This is a genomic window from Pseudomonas putida S13.1.2 (assembly GCF_000498395.2).
GTDB lineage: Bacteria > Pseudomonadota > Gammaproteobacteria > Pseudomonadales > Pseudomonadaceae > Aquipseudomonas > Aquipseudomonas putida_Q.
This window is the reverse complement of sequence record NZ_CP010979.1, coordinates 3,444,887-3,466,019: the sequence shown is the minus strand read 5'-3', so window position 1 is coordinate 3,466,019 and position 21,133 is coordinate 3,444,887. Positions and strand designations below refer to the sequence as shown.

At 62.8% G+C, this 21,133-nt stretch carries 17 protein-coding genes, 5 tRNA genes and 1 pseudogene; 14 read left to right on the top strand and 9 right to left on the bottom strand.

Annotated elements, in window-relative coordinates; translation table 11 throughout:
- Window positions 1-33 precede the first annotated feature (33 nt).
- Window positions 34-783 (top strand): sulfite exporter TauE/SafE family protein, encoded by a 750-nt coding sequence (locus N805_RS15265; RefSeq protein WP_033692725.1) that lies wholly within the window; start codon window positions 34-36, stop codon window positions 781-783.
- 58 nt (window positions 784-841) lie between these two features.
- On the opposite strand, the gene N805_RS15260 is transcribed toward N805_RS15265, so the two are convergent.
- On the bottom strand, window positions 842-1,693 hold the full coding sequence (locus N805_RS15260) for a LysR substrate-binding domain-containing protein (protein WP_046811375.1): 852 nt from the start codon (window positions 1,691-1,693) through the stop codon (window positions 842-844).
- Between the two features lie 97 nt (window positions 1,694-1,790).
- Here N805_RS15260 and N805_RS15255 point away from each other — a divergent pair, with 97 nt between their 5' ends.
- A complete protein-coding gene (locus tag N805_RS15255; RefSeq protein ID WP_019473417.1) occupies window positions 1,791-2,009 on the top strand; it encodes a DUF1127 domain-containing protein in 219 nt (72 codons plus the stop codon).
- 44 nt (window positions 2,010-2,053) lie between these two features.
- Here N805_RS15255 and N805_RS15250 read toward each other — a convergent pair whose 3' ends face one another.
- Window positions 2,054-3,400, bottom strand: coding sequence for a class II 3-deoxy-7-phosphoheptulonate synthase (locus N805_RS15250; protein WP_019473416.1), 1,347 nt, complete (start codon window positions 3,398-3,400; stop codon window positions 2,054-2,056).
- Between the two features lie 115 nt (window positions 3,401-3,515).
- Between N805_RS15250 and N805_RS15245 the strand changes: the two genes are divergently transcribed.
- Both N805_RS15245 and N805_RS15240 read left to right on the top strand, forming a co-directional pair.
- Window positions 3,516-4,271, top strand: a complete 756-nt coding sequence (locus N805_RS15245) for a spermidine synthase (protein ID WP_019473415.1) — start codon at window positions 3,516-3,518, stop codon at window positions 4,269-4,271.
- A gap of 465 nt (window positions 4,272-4,736) precedes the next feature.
- Window positions 4,737-6,419, top strand: a complete 1,683-nt coding sequence (locus tag N805_RS15240) for a DEAD/DEAH box helicase (RefSeq protein ID WP_016500932.1) — start codon at window positions 4,737-4,739, stop codon at window positions 6,417-6,419.
- A gap of 152 nt (window positions 6,420-6,571) precedes the next feature.
- Here the strand turns inward: N805_RS15240 and N805_RS15235 are convergent, their stop codons facing one another.
- Entirely contained in the window at window positions 6,572-7,339 is a 768-nt protein-coding gene (locus N805_RS15235; protein WP_019472414.1) for a DODA-type extradiol aromatic ring-opening family dioxygenase, read from the bottom strand.
- A 110-nt stretch (window positions 7,340-7,449) separates the two neighbouring features.
- On the opposite strand from N805_RS15235, the gene N805_RS15230 reads away from it, so the two are divergent.
- Window positions 7,450-8,100 carry a thiopurine S-methyltransferase gene (locus N805_RS15230; RefSeq protein WP_019472413.1) on the top strand — a complete coding sequence of 217 codons (651 nt, stop codon included), beginning with the start codon at window positions 7,450-7,452 and terminating at the stop codon, window positions 8,098-8,100.
- A 49-nt stretch (window positions 8,101-8,149) separates the two neighbouring features.
- Here the strand turns inward: N805_RS15230 and htpX are convergent, their stop codons facing one another.
- On the bottom strand, window positions 8,150-9,037 hold the full coding sequence (gene htpX, locus N805_RS15225) for a protease HtpX (protein WP_019472412.1): 888 nt from the start codon (window positions 9,035-9,037) through the stop codon (window positions 8,150-8,152).
- A gap of 276 nt (window positions 9,038-9,313) precedes the next feature.
- Window positions 9,314-10,525 carry a pyridoxal phosphate-dependent aminotransferase gene (locus tag N805_RS15220; protein ID WP_019472411.1) on the bottom strand — a complete coding sequence of 404 codons (1,212 nt, stop codon included), beginning with the start codon at window positions 10,523-10,525 and terminating at the stop codon, window positions 9,314-9,316.
- A gap of 168 nt (window positions 10,526-10,693) precedes the next feature.
- On the opposite strand from N805_RS15220, the gene msrB reads away from it, so the two are divergent.
- On the top strand, window positions 10,694-11,089 hold the full coding sequence (msrB, locus tag N805_RS15215) for a peptide-methionine (R)-S-oxide reductase MsrB (RefSeq protein ID WP_019472410.1): 396 nt from the start codon (window positions 10,694-10,696) through the stop codon (window positions 11,087-11,089).
- A gap of 13 nt (window positions 11,090-11,102) precedes the next feature.
- Window positions 11,103-11,591 (top strand): glutathione peroxidase, encoded by a 489-nt coding sequence (locus N805_RS15210; RefSeq protein WP_016500927.1) that lies wholly within the window; start codon window positions 11,103-11,105, stop codon window positions 11,589-11,591.
- Here N805_RS15210 and N805_RS15205 read toward each other — a convergent pair.
- Window positions 11,581-13,939, bottom strand: a pseudogene (locus N805_RS15205) (response regulator). The gene N805_RS15210 and the pseudogene N805_RS15205 overlap by 11 nt on opposite strands.
- 200 nt (window positions 13,940-14,139) lie before the next feature.
- Between N805_RS15205 and N805_RS15200 the strand changes: the two are divergent.
- On the top strand, window positions 14,140-15,027 hold the full coding sequence (locus N805_RS15200) for an ATP-binding protein (protein ID WP_019473777.1): 888 nt from the start codon (window positions 14,140-14,142) through the stop codon (window positions 15,025-15,027).
- Window positions 15,028-15,510, top strand: coding sequence for a GAF domain-containing protein (locus N805_RS15195; protein ID WP_019473778.1), 483 nt, complete (start codon window positions 15,028-15,030; stop codon window positions 15,508-15,510).
- Window positions 15,511-15,639: 129 nt separating this feature from the next.
- Here the strand turns inward: N805_RS15195 and N805_RS15190 are convergent, their stop codons facing one another.
- The gene (locus N805_RS15190; RefSeq protein WP_019470659.1) at window positions 15,640-16,407 is read right to left on the bottom strand and encodes a hypothetical protein; all 768 of its coding nucleotides are present in this window, start codon (window positions 16,405-16,407) and stop codon (window positions 15,640-15,642) included.
- A gap of 376 nt (window positions 16,408-16,783) precedes the next feature.
- On the opposite strand from N805_RS15190, the gene N805_RS15185 reads away from it, so the two are divergent.
- The 5 genes from N805_RS15185 to N805_RS15165 all read left to right on the top strand — a co-directional run bounded on the left by N805_RS15185 (window position 16,784) and on the right by N805_RS15165 (window position 17,346).
- Window positions 16,784-16,859 (top strand) — tRNA-Glu (locus N805_RS15185).
- Between the two features lie 4 nt (window positions 16,860-16,863).
- Window positions 16,864-16,939, top strand: a tRNA-Gly gene (locus tag N805_RS15180).
- Window positions 16,940-17,030: 91 nt separating this feature from the next.
- Window positions 17,031-17,106, top strand: a tRNA-Glu gene (locus N805_RS15175).
- 3 nt (window positions 17,107-17,109) lie between these two features.
- Window positions 17,110-17,185, top strand: a tRNA-Gly gene (locus N805_RS15170).
- Window positions 17,186-17,270: 85 nt separating this feature from the next.
- Window positions 17,271-17,346, top strand: a tRNA-Gly gene (locus N805_RS15165).
- Window positions 17,347-17,387: 41 nt separating this feature from the next.
- On the opposite strand, the gene N805_RS15160 is transcribed toward N805_RS15165, so the two are convergent.
- Window positions 17,388-18,842, bottom strand: a complete 1,455-nt coding sequence (locus tag N805_RS15160) for a hypothetical protein (RefSeq protein WP_230685684.1) — start codon at window positions 18,840-18,842, stop codon at window positions 17,388-17,390.
- Between the two features lie 99 nt (window positions 18,843-18,941).
- Window positions 18,942-21,116, bottom strand: a complete 2,175-nt coding sequence (locus N805_RS15155; protein ID WP_046811332.1) for an autotransporter outer membrane beta-barrel domain-containing protein — start codon at window positions 21,114-21,116, stop codon at window positions 18,942-18,944.
- Between the last annotated feature and the right edge of the window lie 17 nt (window positions 21,117-21,133).

Genomic DNA, 21,133 nt, shown 5'->3' with positions numbered 1-21,133 from the left:
CTCGCATTATCTGTACAGGCGGAAGAGGCCCTGATGATCGAGTGGTTGTTGTATATCGCGCTGGGCGCTGCACTGGGCACCATGGGGGGCTTGTTCGGTATTGGTGGCGGGCTGATCGCGATTCCCGCGCTGGGTGTGCTGTTTGGTCTGGACCAGCAGTTGGCGCAGGGCACGGCGCTGGTGATGGTGGTGCCGAACGTGCTGCTGGCGTTATGGCGCTATCACCAGCGCAACCGCATCGAGCTGCGCCATGCCTTGCCGCTGTCGGCGTGCAGCTTCCTGTTCGCCTGGCTGGGGTCGATCTGGGCAGTGGGGCTGGATGCGCACTCCATGCGCCTGGGCTTTGTCGGCTTTCTGGTGGCCCTGGCGGTGTGGAACGTGGCGCGTATGTTCATGAAGGTGTCGCCGCCCAGTGCCGAGCTGCGTTATGCCTGGCCATGGCTGGGCGTGTTGGGCAGCTTTGCCGGCACCATGGGCGGCTTGTTCGGCGTGGGCGGGGCGGTGGTGGCCACGCCGATCCTGACCAGTGTGTTCGGTACCACCCAGGTGGTGGCGCAGGGGCTGTCGCTGGCGCTGGCCGCGCCGAGTACCTTGGTGACGTTGGTGACCTATGGGGTGCACCACAGTGTCGACTGGGGGGTGGGGGTTCCGTTGGCAGTGGGTGGCTTGCTCAGCATCAGTTGGGGGGTGAAGCTGGCCCATGCGCTGCCGGAGAAGGTGTTACGGGCGATGTTCTGTGTGTTTTTGGTGGTGTGTGCGGTGATGCTGGGGTTTGAACTGTGAGATTGTGGGGCCGCGTTGCGGCCCATTCGCGGGACAAGCCCGCTCCCACAGGCCCCAGTTACTTGAACCCTTCAATGATGTAATCGGCCATACAGTCGGTAATCGGCGAGGGGTTCTGCGTACTGCGCACCAACATCACATTGGCCACCGGCAACTGCGGCAGGCCGTCCTGTTCACCCAGTATGCGGATGTTCCCGGTAATCAGGCTTTGCAGCTGCGCGGTCACGGCCAACCCTGCCGTGACAATGGCAAAGATCGCCGCCAGGCTGGGGCTGGTATAGGCAATGCGGTAGTCGATACCCTGTGCTTCCAGCGCATTGCAGGTCCAGGCCCGGCAGAAGCAGTCGGTATTGAACAGTGCCACGGGCATTGGCCGCTGTTCCTGCGGGCAAAAGCCTTCGGCGGCGGCCCATACCAAGCGCTCCTGGCGCAGCAGTTGGCCAACCTCGTTGCCTGGCTCGCGGGTGACGATGGTCAGGTCCAGGTCCTGGCGCAGCATCAGTTGCTTGGACGAGTCGCAATGCACCTCCACCTGCACCAGCGGGTAGGCCTGGGCAAAGCTCGACAAAATGGTCGGCAGAAAGCGCATGGCATAGTCGTCGGGCGTGCCAATGCGCACCAGCCCGACCATGTGCGGCATGCGCAGGGTGTTGAACACCTCCCCATGCAGCTTGAGGATGCGCCGGGCATAGCCCAGCAGCACCTGGCCCTCGGCGGTCAGGCGTACCTGGCGGCCGTCGCGCTCGAACAGCTGGCGCTGCAGGATGTCTTCTTCAAGGCGTTTCATTTGCATGCTCACCGCCGACTGGGTGCGGTTGACCACTTCGCCAGCGCGGGTGAAACCGCCTTGCTCGGCAATGGCGACGAAGGTGCGCAGCACGTCCGGATCCAGGCTCTGGTACTGGGACATTGCATCAATCTCCGAGATGCACGGCATCAGAAACATTCGTTGGATTGATCTTAAGCCCGGCGCGAGACTGAGGCCATCCAACACGGAGGGCTTCACGATGAAAGGTCATGTCAGCACCATCCAGCAACCCGCCTTGTCCCTGAGCCACCTGTGGCATGCGGCCCTGCAGCGCCCGGCGCGCTGGCTGCAGCTGTACCGCCAGCGCCAGGAGCTGGCCAGCCTCAGTGATGCAACCTTGCACGACCTGGGGTTGAGCCGGGCGGATATCCAGCAAGAGGCCGAGCGGCATTTCTGGGATGACCCGCTGAGAAAATGAGTGTGGGCCGGGGCGCCTGGCTTCTCAAGGCATGCGCCCCAGCCTCACCGCCGTACCTGCTTCAACGTCTCTGCAATCAAAAACGCCAGCTCCAGCGACTGATCGGCATTCATCCGCGGGTCACAATGGGTGTGATACCGGTCAGACAACGCATCTTCGGTGATCGGCCGGGCGCCGCCGATGCATTCGGTGACATTCTGCCCGGTCATCTCGATATGAATGCCGCCAGCATGGCTGCCCTCGGCCTGGTGCACCTGGAAGAACTGCTTCACCTCATCCAGAATCTGCGCAAAGTCGCGGGTCTTGTAGCCGCTGCTGGCCTTGATGGTGTTGCCGTGCATCGGGTCGGAGCTCCACAGCACCTTGCGCCCCTCGCGCTCGACGGTGCGGATAAGCCCCGGCAGGTGGTCGCCCACCTTGCTTGCGCCCATGCGCACGATCAGGTTCAGGCGCCCGGGGTCGTTGGCCGGGTTCAGCGTGTCGATCAGGCGGATCAGCTCTTCGGGGTTCATGCTGGGGCCGACCTTGACCCCGATCGGGTTGTGCACGCCGCGCAAAAACTCCACGTGGGCGCCGTCGAGTTGGCGGGTGCGGTCGCCAATCCACAGCATGTGCGCCGAGCAGTCGTAGTAGTCGCCGGTCAGGCTGTCCTGGCGCACGAAGGCTTCTTCGTAGTTCAGCAGCAGCGCTTCGTGGGCAGTGAAAAAGCTGGTTTCGCGAAGTTGCGGCGCGCTGTCCAGGCCGCAGGCACGCATAAATGCCAGGGTTTCGTCGATGCGGTTGGCCAGTTGGTGGTACTTGTCGGCCAGCGCCGAGTTGGCGATGAAATCCAGGTTCCACTTGTGCACCTGATGCAGGTCGGCAAACCCGCCCTGGGCAAAGGCGCGCAGCAGGTTGAGGCTGGCGGTGGCCTGGTGGTAAGCCTGCAGCAGGCGTTCCGGGTCGGGGATGCGGCTTTTGGCGTCAAAGCCGATGCCGTTGACGATGTCGCCGCGGTAGGCGGGCAGGGTGATGTCGCCGATGGTTTCATCGCCCGAGGAGCGTGGCTTGGCAAACTGCCCGGCCATGCGCCCGACCTTGACCACCGGGCAACCTGCAGCAAAGGTCATGACAATGGCCATCTGCAGCAGCACCTTGAAGGTGTCGCGGATTTTTGCCGCCGAGAACTCGGCGAAGCTCTCGGCGCAGTCGCCCCCTTGCAGCAGGAAGGCGCGGCCTTCGGTAACCTCGGCAAATTGCCTGCGCAGCTCGCGTGCCTCGCCCGCGAACACCAGCGGCGGGTAGCTGGCGAGGGTTTGTTCAACCTTCAGCAGGTGCGCGGCATCAGGGTAGTTCGGTTGCTGCTGGATCGGCAGGGCGCGCCAGCTGTCAGGGCTCCACGGTCGGTTCATCTCGGGCTCGGTCTTGTAGGTTGTAGGCTATAGGCCATGGTAACAGTTGGCGCTGCGCTTGTTGCATCAAGGGTGTTGACGGACAATGCGCGTTTTGTGCGGGTAGGTGGTGAGCATGACGGCGGAACGGGAAGAGCGGCTACTGGCACGGGTAGAGGACGCTTTTGGCGTCATCAGCGTGTATGAAGTAGACGACTACCGCTTTCTGGAATTTGGCGATGCCATCGAGCAAAGCTGCGTGTTCACGGCCGACCCCAGCTGGCTGGAATACGACTACACCCGCGCCATGCTGGTGGGGGCGCTGTGCCATGAACAGCCGGAGAGCGCGCTGTTTCTTGGCCTGGGTGCCGGCACGCTGACCCAGGCTTGCATGAAGTTTCTGCCGCTTGAAGACATCGAGGCCATCGAGCTGCGCCCGGACGTACCGCGCCTGGCCATGGAACACCTGGGCCTGGATGACGACCCTCGGTTGTACGTGCGCATCGGCGATGCCATCGAGTTGCTGCCCACGGCCGAAAAGGCCGACCTGTTGTTTGTCGACCTGTACACCGACCACGGGCCGGGCGTGGGGCACCTGGCGTGGAATTTTCTGGAAAACTGCCAGCAGCAGCTGAACCCGGGCGGCTGGCTGGTGATCAATCAGTGGGCCACCGACGACGGCAGGCCGCTGGGCGCAGCGTTGCTGCGCGGGTTGTACCACCGGCATTACTGGGAGCTGCCGGTGAAGGAGGGCAATGTGATCTTGCTGGTGCCTGCTGACCTTGAGCAGACGCTGGACCTGGAGGGGCTGCGGGCCCGGGCCGAGGCGCTGGCGCCGCAGCTGGGTTATAGCCTGGAAGCGTTGATCAAGCAGATTCGGCCAGCTACCTGACAGGCTGGCACGGTCCCTGTAGGAGCGGCCTTGTGCCGCGAATGGGGTGCGAAGCGCCCCCACAAATTTCAGCTTCGCCGCATACGTTGCTGGGGCCGCTCTGCGGCCCTTTCGCGGCGCAAGGCCGCTCCCACACAGATCGGGTGAGGCTTCAGGGAATTATCGATTCAGCGTGGATTGATTGATGGCTCGGTAATGGCTTTGCACCCTGAAAAAATTCCTCACGCCACCCCTTATTTCGGGTATAGTACGCGCCGGTCTTTTAGCGGACCTCAAAATCAGGTGGTGCAAATCCTCCGAGTCCAGCTTCGGCTGCGCGTCCGCTAGGCGGACCTTCCCACGTTTTCTTTTTCAATCGTTTTCGCAAATCCCCGCCGCCAAAGCTGCCTGGGTGACCTGACGGTCTTTCAAGGCATGTGCAGCTTTGGAGCATGGGTCTTTGCGGATGCACCTAGAGGCAGACCCATGACCCAGGAAACCGGCGGCTTCGCCGCTCTCGATCTTAATCCGAACATTGTTGCTGCTGTTGTGGCTACCGGCTACGAAGAGCCGTCCGCCATTCAGCAACAATCGATCCCGATCATCCTCGCCGGTCACGACATGATCGGCCAGGCGCAGACTGGCACCGGCAAGACCGCTGCCTTCGCCCTGCCGATCCTCAACAAGATCGATGTGAGCAAGCGCGAACCGCAAGCCCTGATCCTGGCGCCAACCCGTGAGTTGGCGCTGCAAGTTGCTACCGCTTTCGAAACCTACGCCAAGCAGATGCCGGGCGTGAACGTGGTTGCCGTATACGGTGGCGCCCCGATGGGCCCACAGCTGCGCGCAATCCGCAACGGCGCGCAAATCGTCGTGGCCACCCCAGGCCGTCTGTGCGACCACCTGCGTCGTGACGAAAAAGTCTTGTCCACCGTGCAGTACCTGGTACTGGACGAAGCCGACGAGATGCTGAAGCTGGGCTTCATGGATGACCTCGAAGTGATCTTCGACGCAATCCCGGCTACCCGTCAGACCGTATTGTTCTCGGCTACCCTGCCGTCGTCGATCCGTTCGATCGCCGAGCGCCACCTGCGCGAGCCCAAGCACGTCAAGATCCAGACCAAGACCCAGACCGTAACCGCGATCGACCAGGCCCACCTGATGGTCCACGCCGACCAGAAGATCCCGGCTGTGCTGCGTCTGTTGGAAGTGGAAGAGTTCGACGCGCTGATCGCCTTCGTGCGTACCAAGCAAGCCACCTTGGACCTGGCCGCCGCGCTGGAAGCCAAAGGCTACAAGGCTGCCGCGCTGAACGGCGACATCGCCCAGAACCAGCGTGAGCGCGTAATCGACTCGCTCAAGGATGGCCGCCTGGACATCGTCGTCGCCACCGACGTCGCTGCCCGTGGTCTGGACGTACCGCGCATCACTCACGTGTTCAACGTTGACATGCCGTACGACCCGGAGTCCTACGTGCACCGTATCGGCCGTACTGGCCGTGCCGGTCGCGAAGGCCGTGCGCTGCTGCTGGTCACCCCGCGTGAGCGCCGCATGCTGCAAGTGATCGAGCGTGTGACCGGGCAGAAAGTTGCCGAAGCCCGCCTGCCGAATGCCCAGGCCGTGCTGGATGCCCGCATCAAGAAGCTGACCTCGAGCCTGGCGCCGCTGGTAGCCGAAGCAGAAGCCACCCACGGCGAACTGTTCGACCGCCTGACCACCGACCTGGGTTGCAGCGCACGTGCGCTGGCTTCGGCCTTGCTGCGCAAAGCCACCAATGGCCAGGCGCTGGACCTGGCTGCGGTAGAGCGTGAGCAGCCGCTGGTGCCGGGCGTTGGTGCCCCGCGTGGCGAGCGCAGTGAGCGCCCTGACCGTGGCGAGCGTCCTGACCGTGGTGACCGCGAGCGCCGTGCGCCGCTGCCGCTGGCCGAAGGCCGTGTACGTTGCCGTACTGCCCTGGGTGCCCGTGACGGTATCGCTGCCAAGAACCTGCTGGGCGCGATCCTCAACGAGGGTGGCCTGGCGCGTGACGCCATCGGCCGCATCCAGGTGCGCGACAGCTTCAGCCTGGTCGAGCTGCCGGAAGATGGCCTCGAGAAGCTGCTGTCCAAGCTCAAGGACACCCGCGTGGCTGGCAAGCAGCTGAAGCTGCGTCGCTACCGCGAGGATTGATCCTGGCGCACTAAAAAAATCCCCGGCTCAGGTCGGGGATTTTTTTTGCCTGTACCGGCCCTTTCGCGGGCTTGCCCGCTCCCACAGGTCCTGCACACGTATTGAAACCTGTGGAGTACCTGTGGGAGCGGGCAAGCCCGCGAAGAGGCCCTTCAGTCGAACCGATAGATGTCCATCCCCAGCGCCCCCAGGGTAAACCCCTGATGCACCACCCCAAACTTGCCCCCAGCCCCCAGGGCAAAGAACAACGGCAGCAAATGCTCATCACTGGGGTGGTTACGCACCGCAAACGGCGCCTGCCGCCGGTAATCCAGCAATGCCGCCTGGTCATCAGCCTGTAGCCGCTCCACCACCCAATCCCTGAACGCCAGCGCCCACGGCTCGATCACATCCGGCCCTGCGTGCCAGTCCAGTTCCCCCAGGTTATGGGTGATGCTGCCCGAACCCACCAGCAAGATGCCCTCGTCGCGCAAGCTTGCCAGCGCCTGGCCCACCTTCACCTGCAACCCAGGCCCCATGTGGCTGGGCAGGGAAACCTGCACCACCGCAATGCTCGCGTCCGGGTACATCAGCGACAGCGGTACCCAGGCGCCATGATCGAACGGTCGCTGAGCGTCCAGCCGGGCTGGCAGCCCCGCAGCCTTCAGCAACTCGCTGATTTGGCCTGCCAGGGTGGGCTCACCCGCCGCTGGGTACTGCACCGCGTACAAGGCCGGTGGAAAACCGTAGAAGTCGTGCCAGGTTTCTGGCTGCGCACTGCTGGTCACCAGCAGTTCACGGCTTTCCCAGTGCGCCGACACCACCACGATTGCCTTGGGGCGTGGCAGGCTGTTGGCCAGCCCGCCCAAGGCCGGCCCGCTGGCACCGGGGTGCAGGGCGAGCATGGGGGAACCATGGGAGATGAACAGGCTGGGCAGCATGGCAAGGTCCTGAAGGTTAAGATGCACCCATCTTCGATCAGAAACTGATCGATAACCATCGCAAGTTTTACGCGATTTCTATCGGTTTACTCGATAAACAAGGAGCAACCATGGAGCCAGCGTTCTGGCACAAGCGGTGGGCCGACAACCAGATCGGCTTTCACCAAGGGCAGGTCAATTCATACTTGCAGGCGCACTGGCCGGCACTGGGCCTGGCGCCTGGCAGCCGCGTGCTGGTGCCGCTGTGCGGCAAGAGCCTGGACCTGGCCTGGCTGGCCGGGCAGGGGTACCGCGTGTTGGGTGTGGAGCTGTCGCGGCGGGCAGTGGAAGATTTCTTCCGCGAGCACGGGCTTGAAGCCGAGGTGCAGCAACGCCGGGACTTCGAGGTTTGGCGCAGTGGTGACGTGGAGCTGTGGTGTGGTGATTTCTTTGCGTTGCGTGCGCAGGATATCGGCGACTGCGTGGGGCTGTATGACCGGGCGGCGTTGATTGCACTGCCAGCGCAGATGCGCGCGATGTACATGCAGGTGCTGACGGCTTTGCTGCCGGCGAATTGCCAGGGTTTGGTGGTGACCCTGGATTATGACCAGTCACTGCTGGCCGGGCCGCCGTTTTCAGTCGGGGATGCGGAGGTGCGGCAGGGGTTTGCAGGGTGGCAGCTGAATGAACTGGAGGCTGTGGAGATGATTCAGGATAGCCCCAAGTTTGTGCAGGCCGGGGTTTCCAGTCTGTTGGAGCGGGTGTACCGGCTTGGTCGGTAATACGAAAAAGGGCGACCGTAGTCGCCCTTTTTTTGCATGACCCAATGGATCAACCGCGGCGGCGCAGGGCCTCGATACGGTCTTCCAGTGGCGGGTGGCTCATCAGCAGCCCGGCCAGGCCGTGCTTGAGGCCGCCATTGATGCCAAAGGCCTTCATGGTGTCGGGCATGTGCACCGGCAGGCCTTGCTCCACGCGCAGACGTTGCAGGGCGCCGATCATGGCCGAGGTACCGGCCAGTTGCGCACCGGCTTCGTCGGCGCGGAATTCGCGGCGGCGCGAGAACCACATCACGATCATGCTGGCCAGGATGCCCAGGATCAGCTCGGCAACGATGGTCGCCACGTAGTAGGCAATGCCCTGGCCCTCTTCGTTCTTGAAGATGACCTTGTCGACGAAGTTGCCGATGATGCGTGCGAAGAACATCACGAAGGTGTTCACCACGCCCTGCACCAGCGCCAGGGTGACCATGTCGCCGTTGGCCACGTGGCCGATCTCGTGGGCCAGCACTGCCCGCACTTCATCGGGCGAGAAACGCTCCAGCAAGCCCTGGGACACGGCTACCAGCGCGTCGTTGCGGTTCCAGCCGGTGGCGAAGGCGTTGGCCTCGTACGCCGGGAAGATGCCCACCTCGGGCATTTTGATGCCTGCTTCACGGGACAGCTCTTCGACCGTTTGCAGCAGCCACTGCTCGTGGCGGGTGCGCGGCTGGCTGATGATCTGGGTGCCGGTGGTCATCTTCGCCATCCACTTGGAGATGAACAGCGAGACGAGGGAGCCGGCAAAGCCGAACACGGCGCAGAACACCAGCAGGCTGCTGAGGTTCAGGTCGACCCCGTTGGCGGCCATGAACCCGTTGAAACCGAACAGGCTCAGGGTAATGCTTGCAACCAGCACCACCGCGAGGTTGGTGGCCACAAACAACAGAATGCGCATCATGGTTGTTACGTTCTCCTGACGGATGAATTGTCGCTTACTGCGGGGTATATAAGGGGCCTGTCGCGTCGATTCAATCGTGCGACTATTTCAAACTGTGTACGGCGGAGTATGGCAGAGGATGGCGCGGGGGCAGTGGGATAGAGCGTTGCAGGATGTAAGAAACACCCTGTGAGATTGCATGGGGCTGCTTTGCAGCCCATTCGCAGCGCAAGGCTGCTCCTACAGGAGAACGCGTACACCTGTAGGGGCAGCCTTGCGCTGCGAAGAGGCCATCATTTACTGCGAATAAGTGCGCAGGAAATTGCCGATCCGGCCAATCGCCGCTTCCAGGTCATCCACCCGCGGCAAGGTCACCACGCGGAAGTGGTCCGGCCACGGCCAGTTGAACGCCGTACCTTGTACGATCAGCAGTTTTTCCGACAGCAGCAGGTCAAGCGCGAACTTCTCGTCGTTGAGAATCGGGCACACCTTCGGGTCGATGCGCGGGAACGCATACAGCGCACCCATCGGCTTCACGCAGCTGACCCCCGGGATTTCGTTGAGCAGCTCGTAGGTGCGGTTGCGCTGCTCCAGCAGGCGGCCTGGCGGCAGCACCAGGTCGTTGATGCTCTGGTAGCCGCCCAGTGCGGTCTGGATGGCATGCTGGGCCGGCACGTTGGCGCACAGGCGCATGTTGGCCAGCATGTCGATGCCTTCGATGTAGCTTTGCGCGTGGTGCTTGGGCCCGGAAATGATCAGCCAGCCGGAACGGAAACCCGCCACCCGGTACGACTTGGACAGGCCGTTGAAGGTCAGGCACAGCAGGTCTGGCGCCAGCGAGGCGGTGCTGATGTGCACGGCTTCGTCGTACAGGATCTTGTCGTAGATTTCGTCGGAGAACACCACCAGGTTGTGCTGGCGGGCCAGTTCCAGCATGCCCAGCAGCAGTTCCCTGGAGTACACCGCGCCGGTCGGGTTGTTCGGGTTGATGATCACCAGCGCCTTGGTGTTGGGCGTGATCTTGGCCTTGATGTCTTCAAGGTCGGGGAACCAGTCGGCCTGCTCGTCGCACAGGTAGTGCACCGGCTTGCCGCCGGCCAGGCTCACGGCGGCCGTCCACAGCGGGTAGTCGGGGGCCGGGATCAGCACTTCGTCGCCGTTGTTCAGCAGCGCCTGCATCGACATGACGATCAGCTCGGACACGCCGTTACCGAGGTAGATGTCCTCGATGGTGACGCCTTCGATTTCCTTTTGCTGGCAGTACTGCATCACCGCCTTGCGTGCGCTGAACAGGCCTTTGGAGTCGCTGTAGCCCTGTGCGGTAGGCAGGTTGCGGATCACATCCTGGAGGATTTCATCAGGCGCCTCGAAGCCAAACGGCGCCGGGTTGCCGATGTTCAGCTTGAGGATGCGGTGGCCTTCCTCTTCCAGGCGCTTGGCGTGCTTGAGCACTGGGCCGCGAATGTCGTAGCAGACATTGGCGAGCTTGTTCGATTTGCTGAACTGCATGATGGGATCCCGATATGAGAAAACGCGCTACGCCCCGCCGAAAGGTTTGAAACGGCAGGAAGCGGGTGCCAGACTGAACGCCTGGCACACGAAGCCAACTAATATACGTGCCACCCGCGCCCCGGAAAAGACAGTGCGCGGTGAAATTCAGCCTGCCGAGGTTTCCACATGCAAAAGATCGAGAAAACCCTGGAACAATGGCGGTCGATGCTCGACCCCGAGCAGTACCAGGTATGCCGCCTCAAAGGCACTGAGCGGCCGTTCAGCGGCAAATACAACAGCGAGCGCCGCGATGGTATCTACCACTGCATCTGCTGCAGCGCGAAACTGTTCGATGCGCAGACCAAGTTTGACTCCGGCTGCGGCTGGCCAAGCTTCTACGCGCCGATCGAAGACAGCGCGATGATCGAGATCCGTGATACCTCCCACGGCATGATCCGCACCGAGGTTACCTGCGCGCGCTGCGACGCGCACCTGGGCCACGTGTTCCCCGATGGCCCGCCGCCCACTGGCTTGCGCTACTGTATCAACTCGGTGTGCATCGACTTGCGCCCGCGCGACTGACCGGAGCCCGAACATGGCTGGATCGATGCTGGACATCCCCTGCGTGACCCTGGGCGGCGAGCACAAGAAGCTTGGCGATTTCCCGGGCAAGGCGTTGCTGGTGGTCAATACCGCCAGCCAGTGCGGCTTTACCCCGCAGTACAAAGGCCTGGAGCAGCTGTGGCAGGCCTACCATGAGCGTGGCCTGGTGGTGCTGGGCTTTCCCTGCAACCAGTTCGGCAAGCAGGAGCCAGGCGATGCGCGGGACATTGCGCAGTTTTGCGAGCGCAACTTCGGCGTGAGCTTCCCGCTGTTTCGCAAGGTCGAAGTCAACGGCCCGGGCGCCCACCCGCTGTTCGTCGAGCTCAAGCAGCGTGCACCGGGCATTCTGGGCAGCCAGAAGATCAAGTGGAACTTCACCAAGTTCCTGGTCGACCCGGCCAGCGGCCAGGTGACGCGTTATGCCCCCACTACCAAGCCACAGGCCCTGGAAGCAGACATCGAGCGCCTGCTCAGCCGTTGAGCGGCACCCAGTGCTCGACCAGCGCCAGTAGCTCTTCGCGGCGGAACGGCTTGGCCAGGTAATCGTTCATGCCCGCTGCCCGGCAGCGTTCGCGCTCCTCGGGCATGGCGTTGGCGGTGAGCGCGACGATTGGCAGGTCGGGCCAGCGGCCACTCTGGCGGATGCGCCGGCTGGCTTCGTAGCCATCCATCACCGGCATGTTGCAGTCCATCAGCACCAGGTCGAAGTTATCCTGCTCCAGCAACTCCAGTGCCTCGGCGCCTTGGGTGGCCAGTTGCACCTGGCAGCCGAGCTTGGCCAGCATGCCCTTGGCCACCAACTGGTTCACCGGGTTGTCTTCTACCAGCAAGATCCGCGCACGGCCTGCCTCCAGGGTGATGGCGGGGCTGGCCAGCGGGTGTTCGGGGTCGAAGCCTTGCAGGGTGCGACGCAGGGTCTGGTACAGGGCGTTGCGCGCCAGCGGCCGGGCCAGTTGATGGAGCGGGGCCAGGGCGGCCGACTGCTCGCTGGGCAGGAAGTTGCCGTAGGCGGTCACCAGCAAGATGGGCGTTTTCAGCGTTTGGCGCAGTTCGAACAGGCGGTCGACATCGTCGGTAATCAGCAGGTCCATCGCCGTGTCGGCCAGCGTCGCGCTGCTGTCATGCCGTTGGTAGGTCAGGCCCCAGGCGGGCAGCAGGCCTTGTAACAGTTCGTTGAGCCCGCTGCTTGCAGCGCTCAGGGCTGCGACCCGCCCGTGCAGAGGCAACGGTGCAATGGCTTCGGTGTGCACGGCCAGCGGCAGTTCGGCGCTGAAGCAACTGCCAAAGCCCGCTTCGGAGCGAATGTGCAAATGGCCTTGCATGGCCTTGCACAGGTTGCGCGTCAGCGCCAGGCCCAGGCCGGTGCCGCCGTACTGGCGGGTGATGCCGGCGCCGGCTTGGGTGAACGGCTGGAAGATCCGCGCCTGGGCTTCGTCAGGGATGCCGATGCCAGTGTCGCGCACCTCCAGGCGCACACCGCCGACGATTGTCACCAGGCGTACATCGACGCGGCCGAAGCGGGTGAACTTCAGCGCGTTGGACAGCAGGTTGCTGACGATCTGCCGCACCCGCGTGGGGTCACCGAGCACACTGCTGGGGAAGTCACGGGCAATCAGGCAGGTCAGTTCCACGCTCTGCGCGGTGTTCTGCGACAGCAGGTTGGCGGTGTCTTCCACCATCGAGCCCATGTCGAACGGGATGCGTTCGAGCTCCAGCTGGCCGGCATCGAACTTGGACAGGTCGAGGATATCGTTCAGCAACTCCACCAGCACCTTGCCCGAGTCGTGGGCTATCGCCAGCTGCTGGCGCTGCTCGCTGGGCAGCGGGCTGTCCAGCGCCAGGGCGATCATGCCGAGCATGCCGTTGAGCGGGGTGCGGATTTCGTGGCTCATGTTGGCCAGGAAGGCAGCACGCGCCTGGGCCATGTCCAGCGCGCGGCGGCGCGCTTGTTCCAGTTCCTGGTTGGACAGGCTCAGGCTGCTGTTGCTGGCCTTCAGCTCGGTGGTGCGGGCCGAGACGATGTCTTCAAGTTCGTTCAGGTACTGGGTAAGGCGGTTTTCTGCGGTGCGCCGCTGCTCGATCTCGGTGGCCATGCTGACGAACTGCTGGTTGGCGACCTTCACCAGCACGCCAATTTCGTCGTGTTCGTGGCCGTGTGGGCAGTCCAGGCGGGTTTGCCGGGGTTTGCGCGGGTCGCTGCCGCTGAGCGCGCCGATCACCTTGACCAGCGGTTTGGTCAGCATCATGTAGAACAGCGCCAGCAGGAGGCCGGTCAGCACCAGGCTGCGGGCAAACCCGTTGAGCAGGGTGATGCCGGCACGGTCGAGAAAGCGGCTGCCGAAGGCAAAGGTGTCGACGTCCAGGTACAGCGTGCCCAGGTTTTCCTCTGGCATGTGGGTCAGGTACAGGCGTGCCTTGAACTGGCGCTGCTCGCCGAACAGAAAGTCACTCAGGGGCCGGTAGCGGTCTTGCAGCCTGGGCCGCTCGACGTCGGCCAGCACGGTTTCGTTGTTGTCGATCAGCCGTGCGCGGATGATGGCCGGCGACTGCAGCAGGCCGCGGGTGAGCTCCAGCGCCAGTTCCGAGTCGATGTTGTAGGCGATGCGCGAGGCTGGGTTGTGGCTGATTTGCAGCAAGGCGGTCACTTCACGGTTGATGGACGCGTCTTCGCTGGCATAATCGATGCCGATCTGGATGAGACTGAGCAATGTTCCCAGGATGAAGCCGACCAGGACTGTCAACCGGGCTTGCTTGTATGACAGGCGATTGGTGAACTTTATATCCATGAGTCCCGAGCCGGTTTTCACGTTCCTTGCGCTGCGCAAGCATAGCCGATCAACCCCGGCTACTGGTGGGCCTGTCACACATTCAGCCTTGATTGCTCAACTGGCTGTGCCGGCCTCTTCGCGGCTAAAGCCGCTCCCACAGGTACTGCGCCGTTCTCTGGCCTGGTGCGGTCCCTGTGGGAGCGGCTTTAGCCGCGAAGAGGCCAGCACAGCAGCCTCGAATCTGAATTGTTAGGAGTCGTCATGGACGCTCGCTTGATTGCTTTTCTGGACCGCGCCGAATCGGTACTGGCGCGCCTCGAACCCTTGTTGCCCGCACAACGCCCGAACATCGACTGGGGCACCACCCTGGCCGCGCGCTGGCAGCGCGATGGCCGCAGCGGCTACCTGCTGCCGCTGGAAGTCAGCCTGGACATCCGCCTGACCGACCTGATCGGCGTCGACAAACAGCGCGACCAGCTGGGCCGCAACACCCACCAGTTCATCAATGGCCTGCCAGCCAACCATGCGCTGCTGTGGGGCTCGCGCGGTACCGGCAAGTCGTCGCTGGTGCGCGCCTTGCTGGCCGAACACGCCGGCGCCGGCCTGCGCCTGATCGAAATCGAACGCGACCACCTGGCCGACCTGCCACGGGTGGTCGAGCAACTGCAAAAGCTGCCACAACGCTTCATCCTGTTCTGCGACGACCTGTCGTTCGAGGCCGGGGAGGGCGACTACCGGGTGCTCAAGAGCGTGCTCGATGGCTCGCTGGAGCAGGCGCCGGACAACGTGCTGCTGTACGCCACCTCCAACCGCCGCCACCTGGTGCCCGAGAAGGAGAGCGACAACGAAAACTGGAAGCGCGTGGACGGCGAGCTGCACCCCAGCGAAGCGGTGGAAGACAAGATTGCCCTGTCTGACCGCTTTGGCCTGTGGCTGTCGTTCTACCCGTTTACCCAGGACCACTTCCTGAATGTTGTCGAGCACTGGATCGGGCAGCTGGCACAACCTGCCGGGCTTGCCTGGCAGCGCTGTGAAGAACTCGACATCCTCGCCGTGCGCTGGGCCACCGGCCGCGGCAACCGTAATGGCCGTTGTGCCTATCAGTTCGCCCGCTACTGGGTCGGGCTGCAATTGCTGGAGCAAAAGTAAATGATCGACCTCAATGCCAGTGGCGCAGGCCTGAACGGCTACAACCTGCTGGCGGCGCAAGTGCAGGCGCTGTTTGCCGACGAGCGTGATTTCATCGCCAATGCCGCGCAGTTTTCGGCGTTTTTGTATAACCAGGTGGACGACCTGAACTGGGCCGGGTTCTACCTTAACCGCGACGAAGAACTGGTGCTGGGCCCGTTCCAGGGCCAGGTGGCGTGCGTACGCATTCCGTTCAGCAGGGGCGTGTGCGGTGCAGCGGCGGCAACGCGGCAGACCCAGCGGGTGGAGGACGTGCATGCGTTCCCGGGGCACATTGCCTGTGACAGTGCGTCCAACAGCGAGCTGGTGATCCCGCTGGTGAAGGAGGGCAGGCTGATTGGCGTGCTGGACCTGGACAGCCCCAAGGTTGGGCGTTTCAGCGAGGCGGACCAAGTGGGGCTGGAGCGGTTGGCGGCTATCTTCCTGGAGCTGACTGACTGCTAAGTGTTGCATCGCCTGTGCTGGCCTCTTCGCGGCTAAAGCCGCTCCCACAGGGATCACACCAGGCCTGAGGGCGATGCAGTACCTGTGGGAGCGGCTTTAGCCGCGAAGAGGCCAGTACAGGTTCAAGCGTCAGTCGTAGATCACCTTCTTCTTCCAGGTCTCTTCTTCATCGGTCTTGAGCCCGTCGGTCAATTCGTTGTGCTCGTCCTCCGCCGGTGCCATGCGGTCCAGCACCTGGGCATTGGCACGGGCCAGCAACTTCTCCAGATACGTCAGCTGCTCTTCATACACCTTCGGCTCTGGCTGCTTGCGCAGGTACTGCACGCCACGCTCGAATGCCAGGCGTGCCTGGCCCGGCTGGTTCTTCTGCAAGGCCTGTTGGCCGAGGTTGTTGAAGAACTCGATGTGCAGCAGCACCAGGATGTGGCGGATTTCCTTGACCCAGTGCTTGGCCTCAGGCGTGGGCAAGAAGCCTTCATGGGCTGCACGGGTTACCTGGTTGTGCGTGGCCTCCAGCAAGAAGCGCACGTCCTTGGCCTTGACCTCGGTGTGGATCGGGTTGGGCGGGTTGTTTACCGGGATCTTTTCGCCCAGGGCGATCAGCCCCTCCAGCTCGGCGATACGCGCCTTGAGTTCGGTATTGTGCTTGTCCACTGCCAACTGGCGCTGGTTAAGGTTCAGCTCCAGGCGGGTCAGCAACAGCTTGAGGGCCGGGGTCATGAACTGGCCGGGGAAAGTCTCGGTGATTTCGCCACAGCGGCGCAGGCGGTCGGCCAGCTCGATCTTGGTCCGCGCGCGTTCGAGCTTGCCGTTCTCGACCACATTGTTGAGGTAGCCGATCACGATCAGCAACGCGATGCCCGCCACGATGAGCAGGGTGATCAGAAGTGGTGTCACCGTTAATGCCTCATTGAAGAAGAATTACAGCTTTGAGTGTAGTGAGTTTGCCAAGGGGCGAACAGCGGCTGTATGCCTGTGTCGGCCCTTTCGCGGCTAAAGCCGCTCCCACAGGTACTGCACAGGCCTGAGAGCGGCGCGGTCCCTGTGGGAGCGGCTTTAGCCGCGAAGAGGCCAGTGCAGGATGACTTCTCTCTATATCGACAACCCGGCCCGCATCTGCACCCCAACCCACCCGGAAGTCATTGATTTAAATAAATTTCTACAAAGGGGTTGACGCACCTTCGAACCATCCATAGAATGCGCGCCACTTGCAGCGTAAAGCACACAGCGAAACGCGGCAGGGAGTGAAAGCAGGCAGTAATGCCAGCAGCGTGTCCCCTTCGTCTAGTGGCCTAGGACACCGCCCTTTCACGGCGGTAACAGGGGTTCGAGTCCCCTAGGGGACGCCATATTGCGGGAATAGCTCAGTTGGTAGAGCACGACCTTGCCAAGGTCGGGGTCGCGAGTTCGAGTCTCGTTTCCCGCTCCAGTTTCTCCGGCAACGCTTAACGGCGGGGCAGGAAAAGAAAATCCAGGGTGAATCGTGAGGTTCAAGTCTGGTGCACTGAAAAGTGTTGTGTGTCCCCTTCGTCTAGTGGCCTAGGACACCGCCCTTTCACGGCGGTAACAGGGGTTCGAGTCCCCTAGGGGACGCCATTTGCGGGAATAGCTCAGTTGGTAGAGCACGACCTTGCCAAGGTCGGGGTCGCGAGTTCGAGTCTCGTTTCCCGCTCCAGTTTAAATACTGTGGCGTCTATGCGGTGCAGTGGTGGTGAAGGTCTTCATGGCGCTTCACGCCGAAAGCGGTAACGTTTCAAAATGCGGGAATAGCTCAGTTGGTAGAGCACGACCTTGCCAAGGTCGGGGTCGCGAGTTCGAGTCTCGTTTCCCGCTCCAATTTAAAAAACCACTCCATTTGGAGTGGTTTTTTTTTGCCTTCACCTTACCAGTTGTACTTGCACATGCGGGAACGGTATCCAGCTGCTTTTGCTGTCCACGCTGAGAAAGGCCTCGACCTCAAGCCACGTGCCGATAACGAATACGCCCAGCGCCGCAGGGGTTACCGTGCCCACGGTCATGGCGCCGGTCGGCGACGGCACCGGGGTCGCGTCGGCGACCACGACGGGCTGGTTGCTACCATCGTTTCGCTGGCCGGTGATGTACAGCCTGACAAACTGGCCAGTATCCCTGAGGGGCCAGCCGGTCGGCAGGGTAAAGGTGGCTTGCGTACCCATTGCGCTCAGGCTCAGCTTGTCACCCTGGATGGCAACACTTTGCGGGTGGGGCAAGTTGCGGGGCGCCTGCACCGTCAACGCGTGAGGCCGGGAGGTATGAACAACGCTGCGGCGGGTCACTTCGAAATACAGCACAAGTTGGCTGCCCATGCGGGCTGCAACGTTCGCCTTGGGTATGGGGCACTCAATGGCACCGGCAACCACCTCGACAGGGGCGTCATAGGCACCGTGATCCCCCGGGTTGCCCCAGAACACCCTTACGGTGTCAGTCGGTTCGAAGCGGTTGTCGGCTTTAATGACGATGGTTGCGCCAGTCAAGGCCCGCGCCGGGTCCAGCGTGCTGCTGTCGCCGGTGCTGCCCGTTTCTTTCAGGTAGGGTGCGGAGAAATTTATCGGCAGAGGTGTGGGCTTGGCGTCGAGGGTGACGGCCTGCGAGCGCTGTATGGGCGTGCCTGCACGGTCCTGAACCGTGTAGTGGGCGTAGCGCGTGCCGTCCCCCATGTCACGGATGTGCCTGCCCGGGAATCTGATTGTCAGCGGTTGGCCGATATCGTTCCGTGCCAGGGGCCAGCTGCCGGCCTGGTCCGTGCCGCCGGGGGTAGTGGTCCAATACCAGGTCAGTACGTCACCCGGGCTGATGCCCAGGTAAAGGGGCACGGTGGCCTCAAGCTCTTCACCGTGCTCCACCAGGTAGGCGTCCGTGACACCGTCGCGGATCACCTCGGGGTCGAATACCAGCATGTTGTTGGCGGGTAGCTCGGGGGGCGTTCTGTCGATGGTGATGGTGATGGGAGCGCTGCGCGAACGGTTGCTGTTGTAAAGCTCCACCTCGTATTCCAGCGTGTGCTGCCCCTCTGCAAGCAGCCGGGCCTGAGGAACAAGGAGGAGCAGGTCGTCTTCAGGAACCGGTGCCGTCCAGGACTTCTGATCGACTTCGTCATCGTCCCAGTACAGTGTGAGAGTTTCGGGTTCGGTGGGCGAGGGGTTGGAGTTTTCCCACATCGCGAACCCTACGTTCAAGTCCTGCTGCGTGGCGCTGTAGCGCAGCAAATTGGTTTCGCCACCTTCGACGTCTGGCAGCAGTGCTTCGATCCGAGGCGGGGCGAGGTCGCTGGCTTGGGCTGTATGCCCTTTGGAACGGGCCAGAAGTGAACGCATCAGGGTACTCAATGGCATGGCTTGATCTCCAGAAATGAACGAACACCGGGTGTTGCCCTGAGCCCCTGCGTGCGCCGGACGGCGCCGCAGGGGGGATAATCACCAGTTGTAACGGACGCCCACGCTCACCCCCCAGGGTTGTTCGAGTCGTTCGCCGTTGGCGTAATCGAATTCGGCATGTGCCTGCCATTGCTGCGACCAGGCTGCGACAAGGCCCGCGCCCAGCTCGGCGCGGGTACCGGCCAGGTCGTTGTGGAAGCTGTTGCCATTGACCCGCACCTGGTTGCCGTTGACGAACTCGTGGGCGACGGCAGCCCGCAGGTAGGGCTGAATCATGCGCCCTTCGCCGTAATCGAACGTGCGCCCGGCGGTTGTGCCCAGCTTGCCCTGCAGCGAGTGGGTGTCGTCGCCGCTGGCGCGCAGCCCGTTGTCCAGGTGGTAGGACTGCCCCTTGATGGTCATGGCCGCCAGCTGTGCATAAGGCTCGACAAAGTAGCCATCGCCCAGCTTCAGGTGCCGGCCCGCTTCGAGCGACAGGCCAACCCCGTGGTTGCTGTAGTCGCCCTTGGTCTTGGTGCCGTCGCTCAGTTGCACTTCGGCGCGGTTCTGGTAACGGTTGAGTTTGGCAACGCCATCGAAGTAGTACCCGCTCTGCGGGTCGAGCCAGGTGGCATAGGCGCCCAGGTGGAAGCTGTCTACCTTGCCGGTGCTGCCGCCTTGCAGGTTGAGATCGGAGTTGCTGTAGCCTGCAGTCAAGCCGGCCAGCCAGTTGCCGTCGCCAACCGGCAGGCGGCCATCGGCACCGAACGACATGCCCTGTTGCCGCTGTTTGTAGCCAAAGCCCGAAGCAGAGGCGTTGTACTGGTTGCCGTAGCTGCGAACCCAGCCGCCGGCGGCGCCATCATTACGGCGTACTTCGCCCATGCGGCTGCGCAGGGTGGTGAGCTCGCCATACCAGACAGTAGGGGCGGTGTTGGCCAAGGCAAGGATGGTTTTGGTGCCGTTGCTGAGCGTGCGGGTCGAGGCATCCAGGTACCAGTCGTTGCCCCGTTGCACCAGGCCATAGGCAAAGGTACCCAGGTCTACCGGCCCGCCCGCCAGCGAGAAGTTCGCATCGCCGGCGGCGGTATGCACCATGTGCAGTTCGGTATCGGCCAGTGGGTCTTTGCCGGTGCTGGTCACCAGGATCTGATGATCACCGGTGGCGTTACCGGTCACTTCGAGCAGGTCGCTTTTACCGTCGGCAAAGTCGACGTTCATGACGAACGTGCCGTTGCCTTCCAGGTTGGCCACCTGCAAGGTGTAAAACTCGCCATTGTCGCCAAACTGCACCGAGCCGCCGTCCATCGACAGGTCGTTGAGCTGGGCGTCGCCGGTCATGACCCACTGCCCTTCGCTGTTCAGGGCCAGGCGGTCGAGGTTTTCCAGGCGGCCTTTAAGGGTGGCCTGATTGGCCAGCGTCAGTCTGCCGCTGCCCCCTTCTGCGACGACGATGTCACCTTCCAGCGCGCTGGCGCTAACCAGTATGTCGGCTGTGCCGACAGCGCCGACTTCTACCAGTATGCCGTTACCGGCCTTCAGGGTAGAGCCGTTCAATACATCGATTTTGGCGGCCGCTGGCGTGCGACCTGCTGTGCCGACGGCGATAGCGGAACCGCTCTGGCCTTCTACATGGCTGGCATCCAGTACCAGTGTGCCGGTTCTGGCAGGCTGGCCACTGTCGCCACGGAAGCGGATACCATCCTGGCCACCGACGATGCGGCTACCTGCGCTGGCTTGCAGGTCGCCATCGAACAGGTTGGCCCCGACGCTGTTGGCGTTGGTACCTTGCAGCTGGCTGCCCGACAGGGTGACCAGGCTGTTGTTGATCCCGGCACCAGCGGCGCCGCCGCTGATGACACTGCCCAGCACATCGACGCTCGACCCCCCACCAACAGCCAAACCCTGTTGCGCTGAGCTCACGCGGCTATTGTTCAGGGTGGCAGCAGCACTGGTCAGCCGGATGCCTGCGGCAGCGCCTGTCGCATTGACCTGGCTAGCATCGAGCACCAGCCTCGAACCGGCCTCCACGCGGATGTCGCGGGTTGTGGCGCCGTTTGCCGTGAGGGTGGCGGCGTTGGTTACCGTGAAGTTGTCTGGCGCGGTGGTGTTGTCGATGGTTGTATCGGCTTTGATGATGGTTTGCGACCAACTGTCCGGGCTCAGTAATAGAAGGGGGCCCAAGGAAGCAGCGCGCAGTGCCTGGCGTACGGGAGAAGGGCGAGGTGTTGACATGCGGATACCTGTGGTTT